Origin of the sequence: Sedimentitalea arenosa (genome assembly GCF_016428585.1) — a bacterium.
Lineage (GTDB): Bacteria > Pseudomonadota > Alphaproteobacteria > Rhodobacterales > Rhodobacteraceae > Sedimentitalea > Sedimentitalea arenosa.
In genome coordinates, this window is sequence record NZ_JAELVR010000010.1 from 1 (window position 1) to 26,311 (window position 26,311).

The window sequence follows — 26,311 nt, forward strand, 5'->3', positions numbered from 1 at the left end:
ATGATGGTAGCGTCGTCCATGGTGGTGCGTCCTCTTTGGTCGGTGGCTTGTGTCGCAACAACAAACCAACCAGATGCACCGCCAGCTTTCAAACCAGCCGGACACCAGATTCACTCATAGCTCCACGCTCGACCGGTCTACGCCAAGCACAGAACACGCCCGCTGCTGGCTCACCTCGTGCTCTTTGCACAGATGCGCCACAGCTTCCCGCTTCGCGCCGGGCGTTACCACTTTCGCGAGGCGACATCCTTCAACATGGCGTTGTCCAGCATCTGCTCGGCCAGCAACTTCTTCAGCTTCGCGTTCTCGTCCTCAAGAGCCCTCAGTCGTCGGGCATCTGACACTTCAAGGCCGCCGAAGTTCGCCTTCCATTTATGGAACGTCGCCGAGCTGATCCCATGCTCGCGGCATACATCAGCCGTCGAAACACCGCTCTCCTGCTGCTTCAGGATCGCGATGACCTGCTCTTCGCTGAACCGTGATCTCTTCATTCTGTCCGTCTGCTTCGTTGGGACGGACTCTACCTCAATATGGAGGAGGAAACGGGTCTCAGGTCAAATACAAGAGCCTTCGAAAACAGATCCAGGAGAAGCTCATCAAGTTTGCGACACGCATTCCAGCTTTCATGTATCTGACGGACTACAGGGAGCGAAGCCTGCGAGACGTTATTACACAACTGGAACCGGGCCTGTTCAAGAAAGTCACTGGCTTAAATGTTGCTGACTTTGAGCTTCTGGTCAGTCTCGATGTGTTTAACAGCAGTCTGATGAATCACGCCGTCTACAAATTCAAGCGCTACGAAGACTCGAGCTTGAACTACGCCGGCTTCAGCAAGCACGATCTTAAGGAGATTGGCCTGTTTGACACTGTTGTCAATGTGGAGGAGATTCACGCGCTAGACTAGCGCTCATTAGAAGCTGCACTGGCGAACTAATTTCAAACGCAACCACGCCGTCGCCGAGTAGCGCGTTCTCGCCGCAGCATATAGGAAAGTCTCACTTTCCCTCCGTTTATGGTTTGAATTAGTCTGCCAGCACCCCACCGCACCTTCGCTTAAAGCCGAATTAACTTCGTCAAAAGATAAAATCGCTCCGGTCGAGGTCGGCCAAATCGGTATTCACCAATATGATCCGCGTCCCGTTGAAATCGTCGATTACAGCATTCCCACGAACTTGTGACAAGTGGTTGTTCACCAGATCGCGATACCCGGTAATCTCACTGACATTCGAAAGGTCAATGTCTTCCTTGCGTGACGAGGCATTAAAGTCAAGAATTCTGTTTACCCCATAGCTGTCACCAAAGATGAAATCGTCCGGACCTCGCCCACCTGAAAGCGTGTCGCGACCGGCACCAGGATCAATCGTGTCTCGACCGGACCCACCTTCTATTGTATCGCGCTTGCTCGATCCAAATGCCCAGTCATTCCCACTACCAAGTTTCGCATTCAGTGCCCCTTTGAGACCCAGCACGACATCAATGCCACCACCGGTCTTGACGATGTTCGACTTGTTGTTCGCGATGACGAAGTCTTTACTCGGGTGTCCGGAAGCGATTGTGCCAACGCTGGACCAGACCGGCATGTCGTTCGAGGGATCACGAAAATGCACGACTTGGTCAAAAGGAACGGGCAGAGCGGAAATCGGCCCTGCCATCTCTTCTAAAGCCGCGATCACGTTTGGGCGATTGGTGAGCGAGCCGTAGGAGCCGCGCAGTTCCTCTCCAAGTTCGGCGCGCACTTCGTTGGTACTTCGAACGACGCTTCCCAGATGGTCAAAATCCGGATCGTCGAAGCGGGATGCCCCAACTTCAACCTCGGGGCGCTCGGTGATCCAGGTCGCGTAATCCTCGTAGGCATGGCGGAATTCGTGGAAGACAATGCTACCAAGGCTCAGTTTGATTGGCTGGGCTTCAGTGCTCAGAAACGTTCGGGCGACGGGATCAAGAGGATCGATGAAAATCTGGTTGCTGTCTCTTAGCGGAAAGTGCTTCGAACCGGTTCCGTCTGCCACTGCGCCGATTTCGAGCGTTTTCATATACACATCCGACTTTCGGTTCAGCAAAGCGTCGTTGAGATCGCGACGCGCTGTCGGAGATTCGTGATAGAGACGCATCATTTCACTCAGAATACTGAGTTCTCCTTGAGCATCAAACTCAGCCAAACCGAACCCACCTTCAAATTTGATCTTCTCCTGCAACTTGGACCAGCGCGGCAGGATGCCCACGCTCTTGGGCATTGCCCACCATGTTCCTTCTACGACCCCAGGATCGTCGTAGTAGGCGCTGATCGCTTTGTTTTGCTCGGAAAACTGGGCTTTGTAGAGCGCCGGGACCACGCCACTGACGGGAGGGTTGTTCTCGGTATAATTGAACTCAAGCCTACCGTCGGAGTGTCGCTGCGCTCTGAAATCGACAGTAAAGGAAAAGCTCTCGTTGGCCAGCCAGTCAATGTGCCCCGTCAGGGCTGTCTTGCCCGTCGCTAGGTCGAAGGATTGGCTGTCAAATACCAGATCTCCTGTGAAAGTGTTGCCATCAAGATCAATGCCCTCCAGGACCCAATGTGCATCCACGACGGCCGTTTCGGGAACGTCTGGCGGTTCCACAACGGTGACACTCCGCATGAAGTCAGGCTGGCCGAGAACGGCGCCATTTCCACCTTCCCCCAACTTAATGTCGTCGATGATATCCATGCCTGACGTGACACGTCCGACGACGGTGTATTGTCCATTCAGGAAGTGTCCGTCTTCAAGCATAATGAAGAACTGACTATTGGCACTGCTAGGATCCTGCGCCCGCGCCATTCCGACAACGCCGCGATCAAACATGATCTCCGAGAATTCGGGTGCCAAGTCGGGCAGATCGGACCCGCCAGTGCCGACAAGGCTCAGATCACCGTAGATATTGCCGTACTGAACGTCACCGGTTTGAGCCATAAAGCCGTCGATTACCCGGTGAAAGACGACGCCATCATAAGCCCCCTGCTCAACTAACGTAACGATCTGTGTCACATGGTTGGGCGCAACCTCTTCAAACAGATCGATATTAACGAAGCCTGCGGCTATCTCACCGGCAATTTCAATTCTGATATCCACTTAAAACCCTCGACCTAATGCTCAATCTTACATCGAAATACCCCAACGACATTCCCAAGGTGGCCTGCCGCTTGATGTCACTGTTGTCTGAACTTCTCGCCAGATCAAGTGGTTCGCGCTTTCAGCCTTAAGTGCGGTCGTCAGAGCGCTTGAATTTGGGTGGATCGGACCGCGAAAGAGCGTCACCAGAAGACCGCCGTCGGAACTGAGCTGCGTGCCACGAAATTTCAACCGCACCCGGCGGTCAAAACCAAGCCGCCTATCGCCCGTTTCGCGTGCACCCTCTGGGTGATCCATGATCCGCCACCTTCAGCATCTATTCCTCCCGAAATGAGCCGCAGCCGGGGCAAAGGCTCATTTCGGGAGGAATAGATCATGCAGTATGACACCGGAAAATACGGCGTACTCTGTTACCGGTATGTGCGCGGCCTCTCCCCAACCAGTGCCATTCAACCACTTGAGCTGAAATCACTGGGACCTGGCCTTGGCTGTTTATTGATCCAGAAGATGCCGCACCCCGCGCACTGCGAAGTCGGCTCGTGGAACATCGAGCATATCCGCCAGCTTGACCAGGGCTTCGACATCAGGAGCAACCGCTCGCCCTTCCACCAGCCCGGCATACCATTCCGGGTCTACCCCTGATCCTTGCGTGCCCGAAAAGCCGGCAAGGTCCGCCGTTCGTTTCAGGACCGTGGGGAACGGGATAGACAGATCGGCAAGAGTCTCGCGGATCGCAATGCGCTGTCGATCAGGTGATTGGGTGGTGGCATTTGGAATGAACCCCCGGCGGCGACTTAGCCATTGTAGTGCGTCGTTGGCCGACAGAGTGTAGGATGACCTGTCCTCGTCCTTGGTGTTCGGAGGTTCCAGCCGGAACCCTTCCTTGCTGAGAGAGGAACGCACGGTCGTTTCTGCCATGTTGGATAGAAGGGCCAGCTCCCTGACCGTCAGGTCGCTATTGTCGTGGGTCCAGTTCCAGCGGGCTAGGGCTGTTTCGAAAACCCGCCGAAGCGGCGGATCGTTCCTGAAGTTGAGACCCGTCGGTTCTGCCTCCCTGTCAGTCAGCGCATATCCACCGCTGAGCAAGCCGCAGCTTATCTCGTGCAAATGCTCAGGCGTGAAATCCTCCCACCCGTCGAGCTGGTAGGCATAGCACCAAGCGGCACGCGCATGTCCGTAAAGGGCGTGCCGGGTGATGTCGACGCTTGCGATTTCTTGTGAGCTCATATCCCCTCGGCCAGCGATCTCGATAGGCAGACCGAGAAACGCGGTGACGGTCATCTCATCCTCGTCCTGCGGCCCAAAGACTTGAAGGATCGACGCCATCGCAATAATCGCGTCACGAACCTGAGCTTCGATCTCTGGCCAGTCGTGCGGAATGTTCGATGTCTTGCTCATGCTGAGACTGCTTTCAGCGCGGCAATCTGTGCCGAGAGCGCCTTGAATGCGCTTAGCAGCTTGGCCGCGTTTGTCTGGCGCGAGGCCATTTCAGGCGATTTCCGTCCGAGGAACACCGCGACACGCTCGGCATTCGCGCCGCTCGGGTGCGGAAGGCCGCCCACGATTCTCTTTCCGTCGATCAGTCCCTGTCTGGCAAGGTGACGCAGAGCCGCCTCGGGGCGTGGGCCGAGGGGAAGCCAGAGCGCGTTCGGCAGCATCCGGGCTTCTTCCTCCAGATAAGTCTCGATCATCCTGCGCAGAAGCGGAGTCCTGAGCATGTCCGGTGTGCCGTTGTAATTCTGGCGGCCCATGAAGACCGGGTAGCGTAGAGCAGACGTGAAGTGTACGTCCTGTGAGCCTGGCCGGAAGAGTTCGGCCGTGGTCTCGACACCCAGATGTTCCGCTAAGCCAATCGCGTCCAGCATCGCCACGAGATTGGTCCTGAGCGGTCCGCTGAAGCTGCCGGTCAGCTTGGCCTCAGCGAGGGCTTCGGGAATGGATATACCCATTTCCAGCGCTTCCAGTGCGGCCGACAAAGCTTTCGTCGCCTGAACCCGGCCCGGCGTGATGCCCACGATCACAACCCTGGCGTCACGGGCAATGTGGTCGAAGGGTGCATAAGCAACCCTGAGGGCACCATCTTGAGCGATGGTCATGGCTTGGCCGTCCAGTTCGGCGGACGTGGTGGGAGAGATGCGGGCCAGATAGGTCGTGGCGAGGGAAAGATCCTGTTCCAAGGTTCGGAAACTCCGTGTGGGTTGGATTAGCGGCGGTGGCGGCGGGTGCGCCGCGCGGCGGTAATGACGGTGCCGTCGCGGGATTCAATCAGGTAAGCTCCCCGGTAGCGGCTGAGTGACTGGCGGCGTCGCAGATCACCTTCAGCGATCAGGTCGAGCGTCGCATCATCCAGCATCAATGAGAGGGCTCCCCGAGAATGAACGGGCTCGCCGTAGTCCCGGATGAGCTGGAGGATGTCCACTGGCAGGTTGCGCAACGTGCGTCGTTCGGTGGCATGGCGGGTCAGTCGCATGAGAATCTCCTTTGGCAATATCGGTATATTGCCGCATCACCAAAATCTGTCAACAAAAATTATACAGCAATATTTCCGAGCAACCCAAAAATTGCACTCTCGACGATCAAGGCTGGCATTGTTGACCAAGCTTTAGCGTCGACAGAACTCGCAAAATAATTTGAAAACAAGATCTTGGTGAGGCTCACCATGGGTTCGAGCCGATCTGACAGGCGCCCTGCACGGCGAACAGAAGACCATTCGATGGGGGCAGTCCAATCCATTTCGATGAGCTGTCAAAGACCCACAAAGAGGCCGAGGAAGATCAGAAGAAGTTGCGGGAGAAGCTCCTCGAGATGAGGATCTGGCTGGAGGAGCTGGTCAATCGAATCTTCGGGCGCTGAGAGATCACTGGAGCGACATTTCCAGCAAGATGTGTTAGCGGATAGCAAAGCATGGGAGACCCGTATGCCACCTGCCGACAAATCCCAAGGCCTTGGAGATACGCGCAAAGCCGCCCTCGAAGAAGAGGCGGCACGTCGCGCCGAGTGGGCCAAGGAGGCACGTGTAGGTCTCCATGACGAAGCACAGCATTTGGAGAGGCATGGGCCATCGCTGGCCAGGTATCGACGTCTCAGAGACGCCCGGCCCTGATCGCTATCGCGCCTGGTATCCTGCTCTCTCCGGATCCCAGGAGACCACCTAGGCCGATCCATTGCCCTTTCCGACATAGATCGTCCGGATGTGCCCTCACGCAGCTCGCGCTCGATGGCCACCCGCGATACCTCCGCTGTCAGACGGGCAAATCCATTCAATCTCTTTATTCATGCAGTAGCGGCAAAAGTCAGGCTTAGCCCGTTCAGGCAATGACGTTTGCCAGTCGGCTCCGGCCCGTCGTCGAAGATGTGGCCCAAATGGCTGCCGCAGCGGCGGCAATGTACTTCGGTCCTGACTTGAAAGATGAACCTTCTATCCTCTTTCGTTCCAATCGCATTCGGCAAGCTTTCAAAGAAGCTCGGCCAACCAGTCTCGCTGTCGTACTTCGCGTCTGAGCTGTAGACGGAGAGGTCGCAGCCCCGGCAGCGATATGTGCCAGCGCGCGTTTCCCCATTCAATGAGCTGGTGTAGGGACGCTCGGTCTCTTCCTCCCGCAGCACGAGGTACTCACTTTCAGTCAAGCGTTCGCGCCATTCAGCTTCACTGCGGCAAATCTCATAACCTCATGTCGCGGCGGAAAGGGGTTTGGCGATAAAGGCCGCACCGGCCGTCATCAGAAATGCTCTGCGTTTCATGTGTTACCTCCTTCGTAAAAACCCAACATGGGCCAGCCTAGAAGATGGCTGGCCCATGCAAGCATGTGGGTCTGCTCGACTTACTTCGGGACGAGGACGGCATCGACAACGTGGATCACGCCATTCGACTGATCGACATCCGCAATGGTCACGCGACTGGCGTTGCCGTTTTCGTCATAGATGTAGACGTTCTTGCCCTTGACCTGTGCTGACAGCGCATCGCCTGACACGGCATTGAAATGATAGAAGCCGTCGGACGAGGCGCGCGCCTGACGCGCGATCTCTGCGGCGGACCAGTCGCCAGCGACAACATGCGCGGTCAGCACTTTGACCAGCATGTCCTTGTTTTCTGGCTTCAAGAGCGTATCGACCGTTCCCGCAGGCAATGCGGCAAAGGCATCATTCACCGGTGCAAAAACCGTGAAGGGCCCACGGCTTTGCAACGTGTCGACGAGATCCGCGGCTTGAACAGCTGCGACGAGCGTGGTGTGATCTGCCGAATTCACGGCATTCTCGACAATGTTCTTGGTTTCGAACATTGCAGCACCACCCACCATCGGGTTTTCAGCATAGGCTGCGGTTGCAACGCTCAGGACGACTGCCGTGGCGGATAGCTTGGATGCGATTGTCATAAGTAACTCCTCTAGGTTTGCCCGCGATCTTTTGCGGTTGCAGGGGAGTCACGGGCAGGTCCGAAAGAGAGTTTCAGCCCGACTGAAATAAATCCGCGTCGAAGAATTCGTCGGTCGCGAGAATTGCTCCCGTTGGCGCGCCAGTCGGCGAGCCGCCTTCGGGTTCATCCGATACAGCCAATACGCCGCCATCGATCAAAGCTGCAATCTCAGGCGTGATCTCGAACAGGCTTTCACGATCCGTTGGGATCACACCCAAAGATACGGGTGCGTCTGCATTTGCACCGATCACCCAAAGCTCGAAATCTCGGCCCGACGCTGGCGCACCCTGCTCAGGGATCACTTTGAAAAAGTTACCATTCGGGGCGTAGCCAGCCTCGATATGGACAGCGCCATCTTCCGAGATCAGCGTGGCATGGAGCGTCGGATCAAATGCCGGGCCGCGTAGCATTGGGCTGAAGATGAGAAACGCAGCGGCGGCCACGATGGCCAGTGCAGGGAAGGGCAGCCAATTCCAGGCCCAACCGCGCCTTGCGTTTGTTTTCTCACCACTCAACTCTGCGATAAGCGCTGCTCTTACCGAGGGCGAAGGAACATCTTCGTGCAGATCAGTAGCGAGGGCCGCGAACTCTTCCTCCCAGAAACGCACATGCTCATGAAGATCGGGCTCAGTCTGAAGCCGCGCCTCAAAAGCCCGTTCCGCGTCCGCGTCCAGCAGGCGCAAGACGTACTCGGCGGCCAGCGCCTCGTCTTCCGGTATGTCCTGTTGATCGCTCATCGCGAAAGGCACTCCTTCAAAGCTATCAAGCTGCGGCGCAGCCAGGTTCGCATCGTGTTCAGCGGCACATCAAAGCGGTCCGCAAGCGCTTGGTAGGTCGCACCGTCAAGATAGGCGGCACGAACGGCATCGGCGCGGTCTGGCGGCAGTTCCTTGAAACAGGCGCTGATCCGGCGTTGCTCTGACGCCGCAATAGTTGCAGCCTCAGGCCCTGGTCTCTTTTCAACAAGCTCACCGACGCTGTCGAGGTCCACATTATTGCTCTTCCTGGCGCGCAACCGATCAATCGAAAGGTTTCGCGCAACCGTGATGAGCCATGTCATCGGGCTATGACCTGTCACCGCATATCGGTCAGCCTTGGCCCAAATCCGAAGGTAGACATCTTGCAGCGCATCCTCGGCTTCGGACCGGCTCTTCAAGACACGCAGGCACACGCTGAATAGTTTCCCACTCGTGGCATCATAGAGCGCGGCCAGCGCAGCCCGGTCGCCAAGGGCGATCTTGCCGATCAGCTCTTCAATGTCCTTGCGATCCGTCATGTGTGTCTTAAGCCGTTCAAATAGCTACTTTTCCCTGCCTGACTGACAGAAATGGCCCCAAACGGCAATCTCTTGCCGCCAGGACCATCCTGCACTGCTACCAATCAACTCGCGACCCCGTCATCACGGGCTACATACCGAGCGATGCCGCGAAACCTGTAATCCCGCCCATGCCAAGATCGGCTTTCATTGTGGCCGCACCTGTTTCAAGGTCGATTTCATAAAGACCGGCGGTTTCAGCACCTTCCATTTGCAGGATTGCCAGTGCCAAGTTCTCGCCTTCCTTGGCTGAGACGATGTCGAACCCTCCCATCGGGGCCAAGTCGACAGCTGCGCCCTCAACGGTGATCTTGGCGATGGTTTCCAAAGTCCCTGCGTTGTTGGCCAGACTGACCAGCGTGTCGGTTGCAGCATCAAGTGCGTATTGGAAGGTCGCGCCTGCTGTCTCACCATGGATGGCGTTCGTGTAAGCGTTGGCAAAGATCATGGGCGTCGTACCGGACATCGCGTCATCGGCGGCATATGCCAAGTCGGTGAAGCGGCGTACAGAACCGGCACGCTCATCATTGTCGCCAAAGCCTTTGGGAAAATAGACGAGGTTGTCTCCTGCCGATGTGACGGCGCGCACAGCATCAATTTTGTTGTTGAAGTCAAACGCAACCATCTTCCCGTCGCCAATCATCGCATCATCCATGAACGCTGCGCCCAGATCGGTCATCTCGCCCGACATCGGATCAATGGTCGCGATCATGCCGTTCGAGAATCCGAGCAACTCTCCGGTCACAGGGCGCCAGGCAATCGCCTTCAATGGAGATGCCAGGCTGTAGGTCATCACTTCGCCGGGGGCATTCACATCAGCCATCACAACGAGCGTTGCGCCGTCATCGCTCAGGGCATAGCCGGAAATCACCGCGTGATCTGCTGCAAATGCCGGGCCGGCAGCAAGAGCGAGCAGAGATGTCAGAAGAGCTTGGGTTTTCATTGTTTTTCCTTTCAGGTTGGTCTCAGTTCGCACGTATTGAGTGCGCTCTGCCTTCAACCACGAAAGGCAATGCTGGATAGTTTCAGCGCGGCTTGAATTTTCTGAATTGCACGGCGATGACGCCAGACCCGAAACGAAATCCTGGTCAAAACTCAACCATTTGTGACACCGGTAAAAACGACCGTTTTTGTCCAATCCGTTCTGCCAATAGGTTTTTGGCACAACTTGCCTCCTGCCAACCGGGCGAGGCACTCCTAGTTCGGATGCTATGAGAGGCCGAAGTTACAGGGCACTTGGCAGATTAACATGGAAAGTAGTGCGTAAGTCCCGTACGCGAGATTTATTGAGCTTGAAGCGTGAACCAGTGTTTCATTTTTTCAGGATCGTCCGACGGAGCGGGCGTGTAATCGACGTAGCCACCGGCGGCCGAGGTCGTCGCGATCATATTATTGGACGCGTCATTCATATAGCTGCACTCCTCCGCCGCGCTGACCGTAATCACGTCGCCTACCTTCAGATCAACTTGCGGATAGGTCCAGGCCCCCCCATCAGCCGATGTCAGGACAAAATCGGAGGGGCTTGCGACATAAAAGAGATCGTTGTGGCTCATCACGCAGGTGGCCGAGATAGAGTATGACTTCACCCCGCGCTTCACAAGTGAAGCTACCGACTTCTCAATCCTTTCCAGTTCCTCTTGCATCTCTTTCATTCCACGATCTAAGCGTTGGTTGGGAGGAACTTGTCCAAGAAGGCCATCTTGGCCAAACTGGGCATGCCCCATGTTAGCTGAAACTAGAAATGCAGCCCACGTACAGACACAAACGAAATTGTTTGGCATGCTATTTCCTCCCATAGATGGACCACTCGAGTATACGCCAGAAAATGTCTGGCGTCAGCGCCCTAGGGACTAGTGTCTTTACCATGTCTTTGGAACGTTCGATGTCGATCAGCTTCTTGCGCAGGGGTTTGATGCAGCACTCCAGCCTTACTGGCCCTGTGAGAAGGAAGGTACTGGCATGGGTTTTGTGCCGTACCAGAACCCACCGTTTTTGACCGTGTCCGTTTTCCAGAAGCCGCCATTGGCGCAGCCGCAGTGAGCCGCAGCTTCGTCCGCTCAACAGACCTCTGTGCAAGCTGTGGTGAACGACCGCTCTCCACCCCTTACGTTGAGCGTTGTTCTCGGCAGGGTGCATGAATGACTGCTTCAGGAAGTATTGCCAATGCTCTGCGCGTGAGCCAGCACCCCGTTTCCACGCCTTCAGCGGCATGGTGGCTTAAATCCTGAAACCGCGGATGACGAGCGCCAGTCGAGGTATCGCCAGGCCGGACCCGGTGGCAAATGATCGGTGGAAGTCCTCGAACGCCGCTCTGAAGCCGTCGCGCCGGTCTTGCGGCAAGGCGGCGAATATAGGCCACCCCACCCTGCGCCTGATCCGCTGGTCGGTGGGCGACTGGACCCTTGACGGCTTCGCCTCCGGCGATTGGCGCACCGCCTGACGCTCAGCCCGCTCCCGGCGGACGCCTAGGCAACTGGCTAATCTCGTGCTAGGGTTGTTCCCGTATTGATCGCCGTCCGGTTCCAAATTCCTTTTTGAACCCGAGTGTTTACATGATGAGAAGACGAGCTTTCCTGTGCACGGGGAGTGCCTTTCTGTCCACGCTGCCGTATCTCGCCAGCGCAGCCCCGCCCCGTCCGCAAACCCACGCCGCGCTCGTGATCGGTATCGGCAAGACCGAAAAACTTCCCACCCTGCGCTCGCCCGTACCGCAGGCCCACATGCTGGCCGCTCTGCTGGAGCGCGAAGGCTATGACGTGCACCTGCATGTCGACGAGGTACTGTCCGACGCGGAACGCGCCAACATGGTCTGGCCCATCAAGCAAAGCGCCTGGGACATCGCCGCCAAAGACAGCCTGACCCAGCTGGTCATCTTCTTCTCCGGCCACGGCTTCTGGTCGCCCGAAAAAGAAGACGTCTGGCTGTTGCCCAATGCCCTGCGCGACCCCGACCAGGCGATCCACGTCAAGTCGCTGGAACAGCTCGCCCTCAGCTCGCGCATCCGCAACATCGTGTTCATCGGCGATGCCTGCCGGTCCCTGCCCGACCCGTCGGACGACGCGCAGGCCCGCGTGCGCGGCTCGGGGCTGTTCCCGTCCCCCAACGCGCCTTCTGCCGATGTGATCATCGACCGATTCTTCGCCGCCAAAAGCACCAAACCCGCCTACGAGGTCGAGGTGCCAGCCGACCCCGCCGCCTCGCCGTTGATCACCAAGGCCTCGGAAAAATACGAAAGCCTGTTCACACAGGCCATCCTGGGGGCCTTCACTGAACCGCCCGATACGTTGCTGTCCCCAGTGGACGGACGGCAGGTCATCACCAACCGCAAACTGTGGGAATATCTTGAAGACCAGATGCCGCGCCTGGCCGAGAAGCGCCAGCTTTACGAAAACGTCACCCCCTTCATCCGCGTGCCCTCGCGCGATACGGTCTATATCGCCGGCCCGCATGCCCTCGACACACTTGCCGACACCACCGCAGGAATGCAGATTCAGCTTCCCTCTGCCGATCCCGACTTCAGCGCGCGCGAACCCTCGCAAACCCAGGTCTTCGCCGAAGCTTTCGCCCGGCAAGACCTGCCCTTTGCCGCGCCCAAGGGTCCCGAAAGGACTGCCGAGTTCGACGCCAACCTGGAGGAACGCCTGTTCGACCTGCGCGCGCAGCAAAGCCGGATCACACCGATGCGCGACCCGCCACTCAGCAACGAGCCCGGCGGCATCGCCATCTATGGCGCGAAGACCACCGATATCGGAACCACGGCGGAAATCGGATATGTCGGCATCACCGACGGAGAAACCACCGAAGGAACCCCCGTCACGGCCGAGATCTTCGTCGCCGATCCCCCCGAAGAAGGCGCCTCTGCGGTTCTGTCCTTCGACAATGGTACCGGATGCGTGCTGGCCTTGTTACGGGGCTATGTCGCCCATGTCTTCGTCACCGATCAGGGCGCGGGCATGATCGCCTATGAGCCCACACCGGGATCGGATGCGTGGTACGAATTCGAAGATTACGGCCAAAGGCGCAGCGACCTGCGGGCGCTGGTCACGCTGGCTCTGAAAGACGGGCTGTTCGGCGTAGACGATTCATTCGCAAGGGCGGCGGGAAACGGCCAGACCTTCGCCGACCGGGTGCGGTTCCTGAAATTCTCCGACCCCACGCTGGGGATTTACGCCGCCTATGGCTATGCCCAGGACGGAATCCAGGGCGAGGTGCGCGAGATCGCGGAAATACAGTCGGGCCGCAACCAGCTGGCTCCGATTTTCGACAACGTGCTTCTGGCCCGCGACAACGTCGCCGAAGGGGAAGAACTGCTGGAATACGTCGTGCCTTTCTGCCCAATGCTGCGAAACGGCTGGTCCTATCTGCCGGTCAAGGGGGTGGCCATACCCGAACCGGTGCAGGCCGCCCTGCGCTATCTCACGCCCGCCGTCTGGACCTCGTTCACCGAACCCGGTGTGGCGATCCTGCTGGATACGGTCAAATCCGGCGCATTGCGCTGACGCACGAACACAAGAAGGGAGCCACCATGATCGACCGACGCCGCCTGCTCGCCGCTTTCGGGGGCCTTGCCGTCGGTGCCGCCCTGCCCACGCATCGGGCCGCCGCCGCTCAGGCCGAACGCATCGTCATCATCCACGGCTGCTGCCACCCCGACCGCAGCGAAGACCAGAATCGCGCGGAATGGATGCCCGCCCTGCGCGACGGCGCGGCGGCGGCGGGGCTAACCCTGCCCGACGATATCGAATTCGTATTTCCCTACTACGGCCGTGCGCTGGGCGACTGGGTCGACCGGTTCGACGTGAACGCGACCTCGGCCATCACCTCCAAGGGCAACGCCAGCCAGGACGAATACCTCAAGTTCCAGCTGGCGCTGGCCGAAGAGATGCTGGACGCCAACGACATCCCCCTCTCGGCGGTCGAGGAAAACTATGACGGAACTTCCACCGACAAGGGTTTCGCCAACTGGGAATGGGTACAGGCGATCCTGCGCACGCTGGAACAGCGCAACGACCGGCTGGCACAGTCGGCCCTCGATGTCTTCACCCGCGACGTGTTCCTCTATCTCAACAAGGACGTGGTCCGGCGCGACATCAACCGCATCGTCGACAGCTATCTCGACGACCGGCCCACCATCGTGGTGGCGCATTCACTGGGCACCATCGTGGCCTATGACGTGCTGCGCGCCACGCCCCGTAACGTGCCGCTGTTCCTGACCATGGGCAGCCCACTGGGCATCCGCACCATCCGCATCCGGCTGACCCCGCTGTCCTTCCCCGAAGGCGTCGCGCGCTGGGAAAACTATTTTGACGACCGCGACCCCATCGCGCTGTACCCGCTGGATGCGGCCAATTTCGATGTCGTGCCTGAAATCCCGAACGTATCCGACATCAAGAACCCGACAAACGACCGCCATGGCATCGTCGGATACCTGTCGCGGCCGCGCGTGGTTCAGGGCATTTTGTCCTGAGAACCGGGCAATTCCGTGCCCGCGCGATGCGGCCCAATCTCCGGCGCCACAGCAAACTGCACGGTTTTTCGCCGATCACTACCAGTGATTGCTTTTGTCCCCCTATCCGTCCTCAACACGTCCACTATCAAACGTGGACACTATCAACACACTCTTCGGCGCGTCAGAGCAGCCAGGCCGGACGCATACGATCATTCCAATATTTTCAACTTCTTGTGGTGCTCAATTGGGGGGGGCTGAGAGAAATCCGGGTAAGGATCGCTTGGGCAGCAAAGCCGTGCACGACACTGATCCAAGCTCATCGTTATCGACTGTAGGCTACGTAGAAGGCAGATAAACTTCATGGTCCAAGTGACCAAACGAGAAGGAAATCCAAAGATTGTTCGCCCGCAATTCAGAGAAAAGTTAAACCCGTTTCTTACAATCGCCATCATTGACCTCCTTGTGAGAAAAAGATTATGCGGCGCTGGAGAATTAAGAATCCTCCGAAAAACTGGCCACATAATTCAGTGGAGATAATAACCTCTACACCCTTCTCATTTCACCCTCCATCGCGTTGAGCAGTTGCCCACCAACGGAATGAGTGTAGCAGTTTCGCCGCCATAAATCAAATAACTCACTGTTATTACACACTATTCTTGGATTTTGATAATTCTCAAAATTCAAATCAATAGAATTAGGCTAAGCCTAATTCTATTGCCCGCCCCACTGAAGAATAGTTTTGCCTTCTTCACAAGAATAGTGATCGACCCACTTGTCGATTTTCTAGTTCTTGCTTTACGATCTTCAATTGGCCTTGGAGCACTGAATCTTGCTCATCCGACTCGCCTGATTCGCTCGACCAGGGCGCGAATCATTGAGCGTGACGAAAGGCCCCATGAGAAAACGAAGAAAGGTGGAGTGAAAAATACATGGCGAAATTATTTCACGCGCGCCTTGTTGGCCGTCGATTCAGTTTCCCACTTATGAAGCGGCGAAGAAGCACGTGATGCAGAAACGACACAACCCACGCCACCTCCCCATTTCTTGAGAGGAACCTAAAAACAAGAGGTTTTATACCCTCACCCCCATGTGTCGATGGTGTGTTTCAAAAAAATTCCGCATCTCATCAAATTTGGTCTTGCTTTCTGCAATTTAATTGAGCGATAAAAAGCGCCATGTTGAAGACAATGGCTCATATCCGCCTGATAGGCACCGTTTAACACACCGCCCCGTGCGGTCTGTTTCGGTGTCTGCTTCTACATCTCAGCTTTGCAAGTCCGATCTTCAGACCGCTCACATCCCCTCGGTGGAGCGCTTTTGTCAATGCAATCAAATCGATCCAAGAAAGACTACTCGTGCCACCCTTTGGTGGGATGGGTTTCCGCATGGCCGGATCATGTCGCCGACAACCCAGATCGCCCCCTCACAAAAATAGCTGTCTGAACTCAGCAGCTTAGGCGCCCGATCAACACGGAGAACTTCCGTCTGTAGGCGAGCGCTTGTCTTTCCCGTGCTCTTCGGTTGCGTTTTCGCTGCCCTGCGCCCGGACAATGTGAGGATACTGGAACTTCTATGTCTGACGAAATGATCGCCCACGATACGTGGAATTACTCGCCGCCAAAACTGGCAAAATTGCCAATCATTGAATTGGGGCATGTTACAGGTGTTTTGCCCTTTGATGGTGTTAGGAATCCGGGATCCCGGAGTTCGACCTCCCACAAAGTCTGGTTTGGCTACAGAACCCCGGCAAACGACTGGAAACATCGACTCGGGATCTGTGAAAGTGCCGCAGAGTTTGCGGTGGCCCTCGAAGCCCTGATGTTGCCGAACACGTATGACGTCAAGTTCCAGCCGATGACGGTACAGTTCGAGTTGGACGGAAAGAAGCGGCACTACGCCGCGCTTGCCGCGTTCCGAGACAACAGCGATCCACGCAACGTAAGGTGCCTGTCGGTCGTCCTGATGAAGACCTGTTGGTGGCCGATATGATCGAGCTGACCCGGCAATATGGTCGATACGGCTATCGTCGGATCGCAGCGCTGCTGAGAGATGCTGGCTGGCATGTCAACGACAAGCGGGTCGAAAGACTGTGGCGACGAGAGGGGCTGAAAATGCCAATGAAGCAACCGAAGAAAGGGCGGCTTTGGCTGAACGATGGATCATGTGTCCGTCTACGGCCTGAGTATCGCAACCATGTCTGGTCTTATGACTTCGTGCATTGCCGGACCGATGACGGAAGGGCGTTCCGGACATTGAACATCATCGACGAGCACAGCCGAGAATGCCTGTCCATTCGGGTGGATCGCAAGCTGAACTCAGGCAATGTCATCGATGCCTTGAGCGACCTTTTATCCTGCGCGGTGTGCCGTCGTTCATTCGTTCTGACAATGGCCCAGAGTTCGTTGCCCAGGCCGTACGCGATTGGATCAAGGCTGTCGGCGCGAAGACGGCATACATCGAACCAGGGTCACCCCTTTCGGGACATCGCAATGCGATGCCCTGTCGGGCAGTGCATGGGAGAACGGATATTGCGAAAGCTTCAATGCCCGGTTCAGAGATGAGTTCTTTAACGGCGAGATCTTCTACAGCCTACACGAAGCACAAATCTTGATCGAAGAATGGAGAAAACACTACAATACCAAACGACCCCACAGTGCTCTGGGCTATCGCCCGCCAGCGCCAGAAACCATCGTCCAGATGGATCAAAGACCAATCATGCACTAACAATCAAATTGGACCACTCAAGTGGGGCTGATCACCGATATGTCACCAATTCAGAATATGTCCGGTCCATCGCATTGATGACATCACCCCACGCTTCATCGCTGAATGCGGCGTTTGCCAAGTCAGGTTGATCGGACAGAACCATATGCAGAGCATTCCCATTAGTTGTATCAAGGTTAGACCACACGCACTCGTTCGTGAAGCTATCAGTGCAGACTTGCTGTCGCGTTGTCCTTACCTCTGAGACGCAGCGCGTTCGACTTCGACACTTACCTTTAATTTTGAGATTCGGCAGTCGTTGGGTTGGAGTTCCCCCGGTTTCATGGACGGTTACGGGCTAGAGAACTCATACGTTTCTGTCAGTGAAGTAAATGACCGTTTGTTCCAGTCACAGCGACGTCGAAGCGGATCTTGGCGCATCTGTAGCGAATGGCAGCAAAGTCCCGCACAGCTGACATACACTGCCTGCCTAAACCTACACGCCAAAAACGGTCGCTTCTCACCCTTCACTCGCACCGCCGACATGTCAGCCGATTCGGCCAGACAGACCCCCAAGACAAAACTCGTGTGGGCCAGGCGTGTTTTTGGAGGGTCGTGGGAGAGGCTTTTCGCGGCACCGCGCGGACCCAGTCGGACGGGCGCATCCTGTCCCTTGTCGGCCCGTGCCCCCTGCCCCGCTCGGAGCATCACGCAGTCGGCCCCCGGGGGGATCGGGTCGGCGCCTTCGGGCAGGCTCGGGGTGTAGTCGAAGGTGACGATTTCCGCTCCGCTGTCGAAGGCGATGAAGAGTTGGTTGGATCCGGGGCGGATGGCGATGCCGTAGGGGCGCAGGCTTTGCCAGGCGAGGAGCGTGCCGTCCGGTGAAAACTTGTGAGGCTGTTGGAACCCTCCCAGTCGTCCACTATCAGCATGTGCGAGGGTCGATGGCGATGCCCTGCGCCTCGGTGAGCGGCGCGGAGAGGTCCATGGTGTCGATCCGGCGCAGGAGCGCGCCGTCGGGCGCGAACCAGGACAGCCGCTCTGGGTCATCCTCCACCGTGACCAACTCCCCCTGGGCGTTGACCGACAGACCCTCGGTATCGGCCCAGCCCCCGTCGAGGGCGAAGGGCGGACCCAGCGCCTCCCCGTCCGTGGCGAGCCGTTGCATGTTCCCGGCGCCGCCGCCGACGATCAGGTGATTGCCCTGCAGGGTGACGAGCACCGCCTCGGGGCCCTCGTTGGCGATCCAGAGCCTTCAGAAGGTCCGGTCGTATTCGAGGCTCGCGGGGCGGTTGAGATCGTAGCGCCCGGTCTCCACAAGGTCGAAGCCCGCGGTCCAGGCGCAGGTCCCATTCGCCCGGCAAGGAGTGCGGGCGAGGCGGCGCCTGTCAGAGAGGGCGGAAGGTGTCGTCAGATCTCAAGGGCGGTCACTCCTCCCAATGGTCGTTCGCCTGGGCGACAGTGGCGAAATACATCGCGATGACGCCGGAGACATCGATCAGGCTCTGGGGATCGCTGGCGTAATTCGGGCGGACCGCAAAGAGCACATCCTTGTCGCCTTGCGTGGTCGTGACCCCCTTGCGCGCCATGGTCACCGCGAGGTCGAAGCCCTCCTGCGGTGTCTCGGTCAGAAGGCTGGGCAGCCAGCTGTCGCCGCTGTCCTGCGCGAGGGCGGGCGTGGCGGTCAGGGCGAGCGCGAGCAATGCAGGTGTGAGTATACGATTTTTCATGGGTGTTTCCTTTCCTGTGGCAAATCGCTTTCGAGAGGAGGCGTTCCACCGGCGCGGCGGGACGCCCGGTTCAGGTCACGGCCAGATCGGGCGCCGCACCGAGTTGGTGGCGGCGCAGATGCGGAACGCGCCGGGGCCTAGCGCATACGCAGTCTCTAGCGCATTCGCGGTCTGCCGTGGCGCCGGCTGCGGCCGATGCGTGACACGTCCTGGTGTTTCGGGGCGTCTTCGGATCACGAGAGTTACTTCCGCAGGGCCGTTTCAGCCTAGGCGCCTCAATACGCATTGTAAATGCCTATTTAACGGAGAGAAAAAGGCAGAAACGCGCCCTTGGTCTGGACAGCGACCGGGCGCGCAGGCTACATGAAGGATCCTGACACCGGTAAGCGCGTCTCCCGCCCGAACCCGGAAAGTGAGTGGGTTGTCCAGGAGGTCCCGGACCTTCGGATTGTGGACCAAGATCTCTAGGACGCAGTGAAGAAAAGGCAAAAGAGCCTTTCGTTTGATACGTCGCCGACAGGCAGCAATCCGATGAACGATAGACGGCGGCCGAAGCACCTTTTCGCCGGTCTCATCAAGTGCGGTTGCTGTGGTGGTGGGTACTCCCTGATCTCGAAAGACCTGCTTGGCTGCGCAGCGTCGCGGAACAAGGGCACATGCGATAACCGTCTGAACATCCGTCGGGATGCCTTGCAGGCGTCGATCTTGAATGGCCTTCGGAAGCATCTCATGTCGCCGGAACTGTTCAATGAATTCTGTTCCGAGTTCACGCGCGAGGTAAATCGGCTCCGGATCGAGCGCGGAGCCGACCTGGCCGGCTGCAGGAGCGAACTCGAGAAGGTTGACCAAGAGCTCGACAAGATGGTCGATGCCATTCTTCAGCGCTTCCCGCCAGCAAAGCTTAAAGACAAGGCCGAGAAGCTGGAGGCGAGGAAGTCGCAGTTGATCGAGCTTCTGGACAATGCCGATGAGCCGCCGCCATTGCTGCACCCGAACATGGCGCAGATGTTTCAGGATCGGATCGCCAAGCTCTGCGAGAACCTGCAATCCGAGGAAGATCGAGGCGCCGCCGTCGACGTCCTTCGGTCACTCGTTGATGAAATCACCCTCGTGCCCGAGAACGGCGAACTCTCCATCGTCCTTCGCGGCGACCTGGGGGCGATCCTGCGCTTTGCAGCCGGAAAGCAAAACCCCGACTTCCTTTCGGAGGCCGAGGCTTTGGACAACCTGCTTTCGCAGAAATCGTTGGTTGCGGGAGTAGGATTTGAACCTACGACCTTCAGGTTATGAGCCGAAATTCTCGCGATTCCAATAGCTTATGAAAATCAAGCGCTTGGCTGCCAAGCCTTTGATTGGGCGTTATTTTCACCCTTGCAAGCATCAGCACTCGCACGGATTTACCGGCAAAACCATCGTGAAACGCGCAGTCGCAGGTTGATGTGGCGTTGATGTAAGCTGATCGATGATGCACTGATAATAATCGCTTTCGGCCCAGTCCGAACCTTCACCCCGGGTCGCTCCGTCGCTGCGCGGCTCATCAGAACCGACATTCGCTGCAAGCGCGAGATCGAGCCACCTGTGAACGGGGCAGTCTCGGGACGCAGTTGCCGTTCGCGTCAAATCGAAAAAAGACGGCAAGCAGACCAAAGCGTAAACATTGGTCCTCGCGCCGAACGGAGATATCCCGCTTCCGGTGCGCGGTTCGTGAATTTGAAAGTTGCGGGACCGAGCGGACTTCCTTTACTTTCGCAACATCGGAAAGCGTTTCGGAGATCCGGGCAACTGGATTTCCGCCAACAGCTCAAAGCCGTGCCGGCGGTAGAATGAAAGATTGGCTGGATTGCTCGACTCGAGATAAACGGGCGCGCCTTCACCATCGCAGATCGCCAATCCGTGCTCCAGCAGCGTCGCGCCAAGCCCCTGCCCCTGGAACATCGGGTCGGTGGAAATCAACTCGAGCTCCCAATAGGGTTCAGCCGGCCTGTATTGCTCGCAGGCTTCGAGAAGCTGGAAGAATTCCTCGATCCTGTCGGGCCGCGAGGCTGTCTTGAAGACAGTCGCCAACTCGCTTTCATCGATGCCTACTCCAGGCGGATACCAGATTGCCGCGCCGGCGAAATCGCTGAGCGCATGGACGCAGCCCAGCTCGAAGGCTGGGCGCGCGCACACTTCGACGAACTTGTGATGAAGTGCCAGGAAGTCCTCTTCGGTCGATGATGCCCAGATCACGGTTGGGTCCGAATGAAACCCTTTGTCCATGACAGCGGCAATCGCGCCCATGTCGGAGGGCTCGGCCACAAATACGGACTTGGTCATGGGCTGTTTTCTCCAATCATTTCGGGTGCAAAAGTCAGTCGGAGTGGTTTTCGGCCTGTAAGATGTGATGCGGCGTCATGTTTCCGAGAGCTTCTGTTCTCCTCGGTACTGCGAACCCGGCGGCTCATCGGTCAACATCGCATCCACATCAGCGGCGCTCGCGGCCTCCTTCAGGATCGTGAAATCGCCCCGTTCTAGAATTGTACGGGCCCCGTCGATGATCACCTTTTGCATGACGCGCGCGAGTCCTCCACCGATGGAAATCCGGGCCGCGCCGAGCGCGCCGATCTCTTCCCCCGTCAGGTCGCGCATGTCGCCTGCGGCGAGAACGTTGACCGGCACCCCGGTTGCCGCCAGCGCGCGGGTCGTATCCACATCGACGAGCGGCGCGTAGAGCACGTCGGCCCCTGCCTGGGCGAAAGCCTGGCAGCGGCGCAGTGCCTCGGCCTGGTCATAGTTGCGCAGCAGCCAGCCATCAGCGCGCGCCGTCAACACAATTCCTGCGGCACGGGCTGCGGCAACTGCCGCCTCGATCCTTTCCAGAGCGAGATCGAAGGCATAGGAATCTTTCGTCGGGAGGGCTGTGTCCTCGATCGACACGCCGGCCAGACCGGCTTCCGCTGCGAGTCGCACGGTATCCGCCACCGTCTCAGGACTGTCACCAAATCCATTCTCGAAATCGCCGTTCACCGGCACATCGACAGCGTCGCAGATATCGGCTGCGTGTTGCAGTGCCACCTGTCGCGAGATCTGACCGCCATCGACAAGCCCCAGCGTGAATCCGTGTCCGGACGATGTTGTCGCCAGCGCCCGCGCGCCAAGCCGCGCCATCACTTTCGCCGAGCCAATGTCCCAAGGGTTGGGCATCACGACCGGCTTGCCCGGGACATGCAGCGCACGGAATGGCTCTGTCAGTTCTTCTCGGCGCACGGCAGCCCCCTTCCAGTTCGGTGCAGGCTCACCATCGATAGCCAGCCTTCGCCGCACTGCGCACAATCCTGAACCATGAGCGCATGGCCATTCCTCGCTATGCTGCGACCGGCGGTGCCGAAGCCGTTTGCCGGAATGCAAGGTGCGCGAGGATTGCAAGCAGCATCATGACAGAACCCAGCACGAATGCCACGTTTACATCGCCCACATGATCGGCAATTCCACCTGCCAGCGCCGGGGCAATCATCATTAGCAGGTAGTAGATCGAATAGAAGACGCCTGTTCCAAAGGCACGCGTTTCGGGTCGCAGGATGAAGCCGGGCATGGCTACAATGGGACCCGGAGCCAATCCGGCCAACAGGCCGCCCAATACGAGCGCCACAATCAAAAAGCTGTCGGGCAGATAGAGAACCGCTGGAAATACCAGCATGGCCCCGACGAGACTCACGAATATGAGCAGGTTTGCCCGTCCCGTTCGATCTGCCAGCCATCCACCAATTGGAATCGTTAACGTTGCCGCCAGTATGTAGAAGCTGATGGCGGAACTTGCATTGGGGATGGACATGCCACGTTCTCCGAGAACGAGTGTGCCGAACCCGAAGATCATCGCGAATGCTGCATTGTAGAGGCCCCACAATAGTGCGGCGAATGCCAGGGGCGTCCATGGGAGGGTAGTGATGTTGATACGTGTGTCGGCTGTCGTGGCACCAACTGGAGTCTGGTAGACAAACGCGAAAAGCAGAAGTGCCATGACTGTGAAGATCGTCAGCGCGGTCCATGCAGACTGCACCTCCGCGCTGGCGGCGAGCGCCGGGAGTATCAGCAAACCGAGAGCGATCCCGACGGGCCAGGAGCCGATGTAGATCGCCAACGCCGTTGAGACATTCTTCCCAGCAAACCAGTCAATCACCATTTTCGTCATCAGAACGTTGATGACAACGCCGCCAATGCCCGAAACCACCCGGCCGGCGACTGCCCATCCGAGGGTTGACGCAGACATCATCATCACGGCACCAATGACCATGAACATCAGGCTTGCAATGACGGTCCGCTTGTCACCAAACCAGGTCGCGACGGCACCGCCGGCAACCGCGACAATGATACCCGGTCCCAGATAGAGACCGATCAGAAGACCGATTTCCGTCAGCGTAATCGCCAGGCTATCCATGATGAATGGAGATAACGCCGCCACGGACTGGAACTGTATGGCCATCACGGTTCGGGCGAAGAAAAGTACACAAAGAATGATCCATCGCATCGGCAAGAGAAATGTCCTCAAAGACAATGAAAAGATGAAAGGCTTTCCGCGGTGTGTCGCAGGCAGACGAGCGCGCGCAACATGGGCCGCTGCGGCGGCATCTGCGACGTGCGGGCGCCGGCTTGGCCGCCCGCGCCGGTGGCGTCAGGTCCAGCCGAGAGCGCGCATCGACTGGGCGTCGTTCCAGATCTTGGTCATGTGCTGGATCTTCGGGCCGTCGAACCTCATCGCATAGACGTAGTCGGCCGCCACGCTGCGCCCGGTCGGCGGCACCGGCCCGCCTTCGTCCGTGTGGGTCCCGTGGAACACCGCGAAACCCAGCACCGTGGCACGCGCCTCGTCGGCCGCGAAGGCCTTCATGTCATAGCGTCCGTCCGGCGCCAGCTTCAGCAGACCCTCCATCCAGCCGGCATAGGCCTCGATCGTGCCGATCTCAGCCAGAGCGTCCGACTGGCAGGAGAAGGTGGCGCCCGGCGTGCAGAAAGGCGCGCAGGCGGCCCAGCCCTTGCCCGTCTCGATGGTGTCGAAGAACGCGGCGGCGGTGTCGGTCATAGTCATGGTCTTGTTCATCGTGTCGCTTCCTGTCAGGTGGCCGCGAACTGTGGCAGCTTTTTCCAATGGGGCAGTTTTGCGCGGCACTCGCTACAAGACCGGCTAAAAATATCTAAATCCGGCGGGTCAGACCTGCGGCCAAACCTGCGCAAGCGCGCTTCTATCGTAGAGCGTTCGCGTCATCGGGTGGCGCAAGACCCGCGGCGAAGCGAAAGAACATGTCGGCACGCGCAAGTTAATTGGGGTTCGAACTTAGCCAACGTCCGGAAGGCCCTGTATTGACCAAGGTCGGCGCCATGTGCTCGACCTTCTTGAAGGGTGCCGTGGCGCGTCGGATGTGTCGCCCGCGTCGGCATGCAGCGATCGGGAATTGCGTCGCATCTCAGTTGCCGCGGGACGTTCCAAGAAAATGCGGATAAGGTGCATACTATTTCTCGACTTCCGTTTCCATTTCCGGGCCCATGGATCAATACCGTTTCGATGACTTCATTCTCGACCGCCGGAAACGGCAGCTTCTGTGCGGGCCTGACGTCGTCCGGGTCGGGGCACGCGCCTTCGATCTTCTGGAGATGCTGGTGATGCACCGCGACAGAATCGTGTCGCGGGACGAGATCATGCAGGCCGTCTGGCCCGGAACGATCGTGGGCGACAACAATCTGAACGTGCAGGTCGCCAATCTGCGCCGTCTGCTGGGCGCGGACGCGATCGTCACCGTGCCCGGGCGCGGCTTGCACTTCGCACTCGATGTCTTGCCCGATGCAACGGCACTTGCCTTGCCAGGCAGGCCATCTGTCGTCGTGCTGCCCTTCGACATGCTGGGCGGCGACCCCGACCTCGACTGGCTCGCAGACGGGTTCGTGGAGGACATCACTACAGAGCTCTCGCGCTTCCGCGACCTGTTCGTGGTCGCCCGCAACTCCGCCTTCGCCTACCGGCATACACCGCGCGACCTGCGCGCGATAGCACTCGAGCTGGGCGTGCGTTATGTCGTGAAAGGCAGCGTGAGGGCGCGTGCGGACCGCGTCCGGGTCACGGCGCAGCTGATCGATGCGACCAATGGCGGGCATGTCTGGGCGGAAAGCTTCGACCGGGACATGGCGGATCATTTCGAGACGCAGGCGCGTGTCGCCCGCGCAATTGTCACCTGCCTCTCGCCGCAAATCGACCGGGCAGAGGCCGAGCGAATCCGTGTGATTGCCCCGGATGACCTGACCGCCCACGGTCTCGCGCAACAGGGCTGGTCGGTGATCTCGTCCGGCGAGATGGCGTATGACCGGGGGCTCCGTGATCAGGCCGAGGACCTGGCGCGGCGGGCCCTGGCGCGCGACGACGCGTCGGCCCTCGCGTGGCGGGTTCTCGCCTGGGTGGCCTGGTGGCACGTCTATCACGGCACGACCGACAGCGTCCCGGATACTTTGGCAACGGGCATCGACGCGGCAACCCGCGCCATTGCCATCGAGCCCACGGATCATCAGGCGCGGCGGCTTCGCGCGCAATTGCATCTGATGAACCAGGATGTCGCGGCAGGCCTGCCCGAATTGCGGCAGGCGCACGAGATGAATCCCAACTGCGCCGTGACGCTGTGCTGGCTGGGCATCTACGAGGCCATCAACGGGAACGCGGATATCGGCGTGCCTCTCGCCGAGGCCGGCATTCGGCGCAGCCCGCGCGATCCGGCCCGCGGCTCTATGCTCTGCGCGTTGGGCTTCGCGCAGTTCGCCGCGCGCAACTACGCGGCAACGGCCGAGTGCGCCGAAGCGGCGCTCGCAGAGTCCGCGAACGGGACCACGCCGCTGATCCTCGGCACAATCGCCTATGTCGGCCTGGGCCAGATCGAAAAGGCTGCGGAGACCTTCCGAAGGGTCCAGCGCATCGCACCCAAACTGGTCGAAGCGCGCCTGTCCGGCCGCTGGCTGAGCGCGAACCCGGACTATCTCACGCGCGCACACACGTTTTTCCGCATCGCGGCCGGGCTCGCGCCGCCGCAAGCCGCCGACGCGCTGCGCTGAACGCCCCCCAAGCTTTAGAACTTTTTAGGCCTTCGTATAGCCGCGAACCATCGAGACAGGCGACAGCTGACTTGCGCGACCGTGTCGCGGAGAAATTCGCAGGCACTTGCCGCCGGGAACGACCGCCTTGGGCTTGACTCGACAGGCCAGCAAGAAAGGAAACATCTCATGCTGTATATCGTCCTGACAGCTTGCCTCGTGTCCAGCCCCGAAGAGTGCGGGGAACGGTACATTCCCGTCTATGCCGATGTGTCACCCATGGCCTGCATGATGGGCGCCCAGGCGGAAATCGCCCAGTGGAAGGAAACCCATGCCGAGCTGATCGTCTCCCGCTGGCAGTGCAAGACGGGCGAGACGATAGCGGCGGCCGCGGCGCCGCGCGACCTCGCTGCAAGGCCTGCACGCATCGGCCTGAAGTGACCAGATCGGGCTGCTGCCGAGTGTCGCCTTGTCTCGCGGCGGCCCGCGGGCACACGCCGCGACAGATCGACTGAGCCGGCCCACGACGGACAGCGGGACCTATGTGGAGAAAAAAATTTCGACAAC

At 58.6% G+C, this 26,311-nt stretch carries 24 protein-coding genes and 4 pseudogenes; 10 read left to right on the top strand and 18 right to left on the bottom strand.

All coding sequences use genetic code 11. From position 1 onward, the window contains the following. Positions 1-123: 123 nt before the first annotated feature. A pseudogene (locus JF290_RS14320) lies at positions 124-491 on the bottom strand (transposase); the annotation flags it as partial. 134 nt (positions 492-625) lie between these two features. Between JF290_RS14320 and JF290_RS14325 the strand changes: the two are divergent. Continuing rightward, positions 626-904, top strand: coding sequence for a hypothetical protein (locus JF290_RS14325; protein WP_199025588.1), 279 nt, complete (start codon positions 626-628; stop codon positions 902-904). Between the two features lie 169 nt (positions 905-1,073). On the opposite strand, the gene JF290_RS19785 is transcribed toward JF290_RS14325, so the two are convergent. The 11 genes and pseudogenes from JF290_RS19785 to JF290_RS14375 all read right to left on the bottom strand — a co-directional run bounded on the left by JF290_RS19785 (position 1,074) and on the right by JF290_RS14375 (position 10,470). Next, the gene (locus JF290_RS19785) at positions 1,074-2,618 is read right to left on the bottom strand and encodes a calcium-binding protein (protein WP_328701269.1); all 1,545 of its coding nucleotides are present in this window, start codon (positions 2,616-2,618) and stop codon (positions 1,074-1,076) included. After that, positions 2,595-3,089 (bottom strand): annotated as a pseudogene (locus tag JF290_RS19595) (peptidylprolyl isomerase); the annotation flags it as partial. The pseudogene JF290_RS19595 and the gene JF290_RS19785, both read right to left, overlap by 24 nt. 492 nt (positions 3,090-3,581) lie before the next feature. After that, positions 3,582-4,487 carry a hypothetical protein gene (locus JF290_RS14335; RefSeq protein WP_199025590.1) on the bottom strand — a complete coding sequence of 302 codons (906 nt, stop codon included), beginning with the start codon at positions 4,485-4,487 and terminating at the stop codon, positions 3,582-3,584. Continuing rightward, positions 4,484-5,266 carry a hypothetical protein gene (locus JF290_RS14340; RefSeq protein ID WP_199025591.1) on the bottom strand — a complete coding sequence of 261 codons (783 nt, stop codon included), beginning with the start codon at positions 5,264-5,266 and terminating at the stop codon, positions 4,484-4,486. Before JF290_RS14340 ends, JF290_RS14335 begins: the two co-directional genes overlap by 4 nt. Before the next feature lie 26 nt (positions 5,267-5,292). After that, positions 5,293-5,559, bottom strand: coding sequence for a hypothetical protein (locus JF290_RS14345; RefSeq protein ID WP_199025592.1), 267 nt, complete (start codon positions 5,557-5,559; stop codon positions 5,293-5,295). 803 nt (positions 5,560-6,362) lie between these two features. Then, a complete protein-coding gene (gene msrB / locus JF290_RS14350; protein ID WP_328701270.1) occupies positions 6,363-6,749 on the bottom strand; it encodes a peptide-methionine (R)-S-oxide reductase MsrB in 387 nt (128 codons plus the stop codon). 161 nt (positions 6,750-6,910) lie between these two features. Further along, entirely contained in the window at positions 6,911-7,462 is a 552-nt protein-coding gene (locus tag JF290_RS14355) for a fasciclin domain-containing protein (RefSeq protein WP_199025593.1), read from the bottom strand. Positions 7,463-7,535: 73 nt separating this feature from the next. Next, entirely contained in the window at positions 7,536-8,240 is a 705-nt protein-coding gene (locus tag JF290_RS14360) for an anti-sigma factor (protein WP_199025594.1), read from the bottom strand. After that, positions 8,237-8,779 (bottom strand): sigma-70 family RNA polymerase sigma factor, encoded by a 543-nt coding sequence (locus JF290_RS14365; protein WP_199025595.1) that lies wholly within the window; start codon positions 8,777-8,779, stop codon positions 8,237-8,239. Before JF290_RS14365 ends, JF290_RS14360 begins: the two co-directional genes overlap by 4 nt. Positions 8,780-8,909: 130 nt before the next feature. Beyond that, a complete protein-coding gene (locus JF290_RS14370) occupies positions 8,910-9,983 on the bottom strand; it encodes a DUF4394 domain-containing protein (RefSeq protein WP_328701263.1) in 1,074 nt (357 codons plus the stop codon). Between the two features lie 118 nt (positions 9,984-10,101). Beyond that, positions 10,102-10,470 carry a hypothetical protein gene (locus JF290_RS14375; protein WP_199025596.1) on the bottom strand — a complete coding sequence of 123 codons (369 nt, stop codon included), beginning with the start codon at positions 10,468-10,470 and terminating at the stop codon, positions 10,102-10,104. Positions 10,471-11,054: 584 nt separating this feature from the next. Here JF290_RS14375 and JF290_RS19790 point away from each other — a divergent pair. From JF290_RS19790 to JF290_RS14400, 5 genes and pseudogenes are all read left to right on the top strand, one after another. Continuing rightward, entirely contained in the window at positions 11,055-11,258 is a 204-nt protein-coding gene (locus JF290_RS19790) for a hypothetical protein (RefSeq protein WP_328701265.1), read from the top strand. A gap of 112 nt (positions 11,259-11,370) precedes the next feature. Next, complete coding sequence (locus JF290_RS14385) at positions 11,371-13,317, top strand: caspase family protein (RefSeq protein WP_199025597.1); 1,947 nt, start codon at positions 11,371-11,373, stop codon at positions 13,315-13,317. A gap of 26 nt (positions 13,318-13,343) precedes the next feature. Continuing rightward, positions 13,344-14,285 carry a hypothetical protein gene (locus JF290_RS14390; RefSeq protein WP_199025598.1) on the top strand — a complete coding sequence of 314 codons (942 nt, stop codon included), beginning with the start codon at positions 13,344-13,346 and terminating at the stop codon, positions 14,283-14,285. A gap of 1,554 nt (positions 14,286-15,839) precedes the next feature. Further along, positions 15,840-16,256 (top strand): hypothetical protein, encoded by a 417-nt coding sequence (locus tag JF290_RS14395; protein WP_199025599.1) that lies wholly within the window; start codon positions 15,840-15,842, stop codon positions 16,254-16,256. After that, positions 16,163-16,991: pseudogene (locus JF290_RS14400) on the top strand (IS3 family transposase); the annotation flags it as partial. The gene JF290_RS14395 and the pseudogene JF290_RS14400, both read left to right, overlap by 94 nt. Before the next feature lie 904 nt (positions 16,992-17,895). Here JF290_RS14400 and JF290_RS14405 read toward each other — a convergent pair. Next, positions 17,896-18,192 carry an SdiA-regulated/phytase-like domain-containing protein gene (locus JF290_RS14405; protein WP_199025600.1) on the bottom strand — a complete coding sequence of 99 codons (297 nt, stop codon included), beginning with the start codon at positions 18,190-18,192 and terminating at the stop codon, positions 17,896-17,898. Between the two features lie 205 nt (positions 18,193-18,397). Then, a complete protein-coding gene (locus tag JF290_RS14410; protein WP_199025601.1) occupies positions 18,398-18,700 on the bottom strand; it encodes a hexameric tyrosine-coordinated heme protein in 303 nt (100 codons plus the stop codon). Between the two features lie 531 nt (positions 18,701-19,231). Between JF290_RS14410 and JF290_RS19605 the strand changes: the two are divergent. After that, positions 19,232-19,408, top strand: a pseudogene (locus JF290_RS19605) (recombinase zinc beta ribbon domain-containing protein); the annotation flags it as partial. 21 nt (positions 19,409-19,429) lie between these two features. Beyond that, positions 19,430-19,990 (top strand): hypothetical protein, encoded by a 561-nt coding sequence (locus JF290_RS19610; protein ID WP_233155442.1) that lies wholly within the window; start codon positions 19,430-19,432, stop codon positions 19,988-19,990. 450 nt (positions 19,991-20,440) lie between these two features. Here JF290_RS19610 and JF290_RS14420 read toward each other — a convergent pair whose 3' ends face one another. The 4 genes from JF290_RS14420 to JF290_RS14435 form a co-directional block, all read right to left on the bottom strand. Beyond that, positions 20,441-21,016, bottom strand: coding sequence for a GNAT family N-acetyltransferase (locus JF290_RS14420; RefSeq protein WP_233155403.1), 576 nt, complete (start codon positions 21,014-21,016; stop codon positions 20,441-20,443). A 75-nt stretch (positions 21,017-21,091) separates the two neighbouring features. Beyond that, positions 21,092-21,946, bottom strand: a complete 855-nt coding sequence (locus tag JF290_RS14425) for an isocitrate lyase/PEP mutase family protein (protein WP_199025603.1) — start codon at positions 21,944-21,946, stop codon at positions 21,092-21,094. A 97-nt stretch (positions 21,947-22,043) separates the two neighbouring features. Next, positions 22,044-23,204, bottom strand: a complete 1,161-nt coding sequence (locus JF290_RS14430) for an MFS transporter (protein ID WP_199025604.1) — start codon at positions 23,202-23,204, stop codon at positions 22,044-22,046. A gap of 144 nt (positions 23,205-23,348) precedes the next feature. Beyond that, on the bottom strand, positions 23,349-23,774 hold the full coding sequence (locus JF290_RS14435) for a nuclear transport factor 2 family protein (RefSeq protein ID WP_233155407.1): 426 nt from the start codon (positions 23,772-23,774) through the stop codon (positions 23,349-23,351). Between the two features lie 443 nt (positions 23,775-24,217). Between JF290_RS14435 and JF290_RS14440 the strand changes: the two genes are divergently transcribed. Together JF290_RS14440 and JF290_RS14445 are read left to right on the top strand one after the other, a co-directional pair. Continuing rightward, on the top strand, positions 24,218-25,765 hold the full coding sequence (locus tag JF290_RS14440) for a winged helix-turn-helix domain-containing protein (protein ID WP_199025605.1): 1,548 nt from the start codon (positions 24,218-24,220) through the stop codon (positions 25,763-25,765). 168 nt (positions 25,766-25,933) lie between these two features. Further along, positions 25,934-26,185 carry a hypothetical protein gene (locus JF290_RS14445; RefSeq protein ID WP_199025606.1) on the top strand — a complete coding sequence of 84 codons (252 nt, stop codon included), beginning with the start codon at positions 25,934-25,936 and terminating at the stop codon, positions 26,183-26,185. The last annotated feature ends 126 nt before the right edge of the window (positions 26,186-26,311 follow it).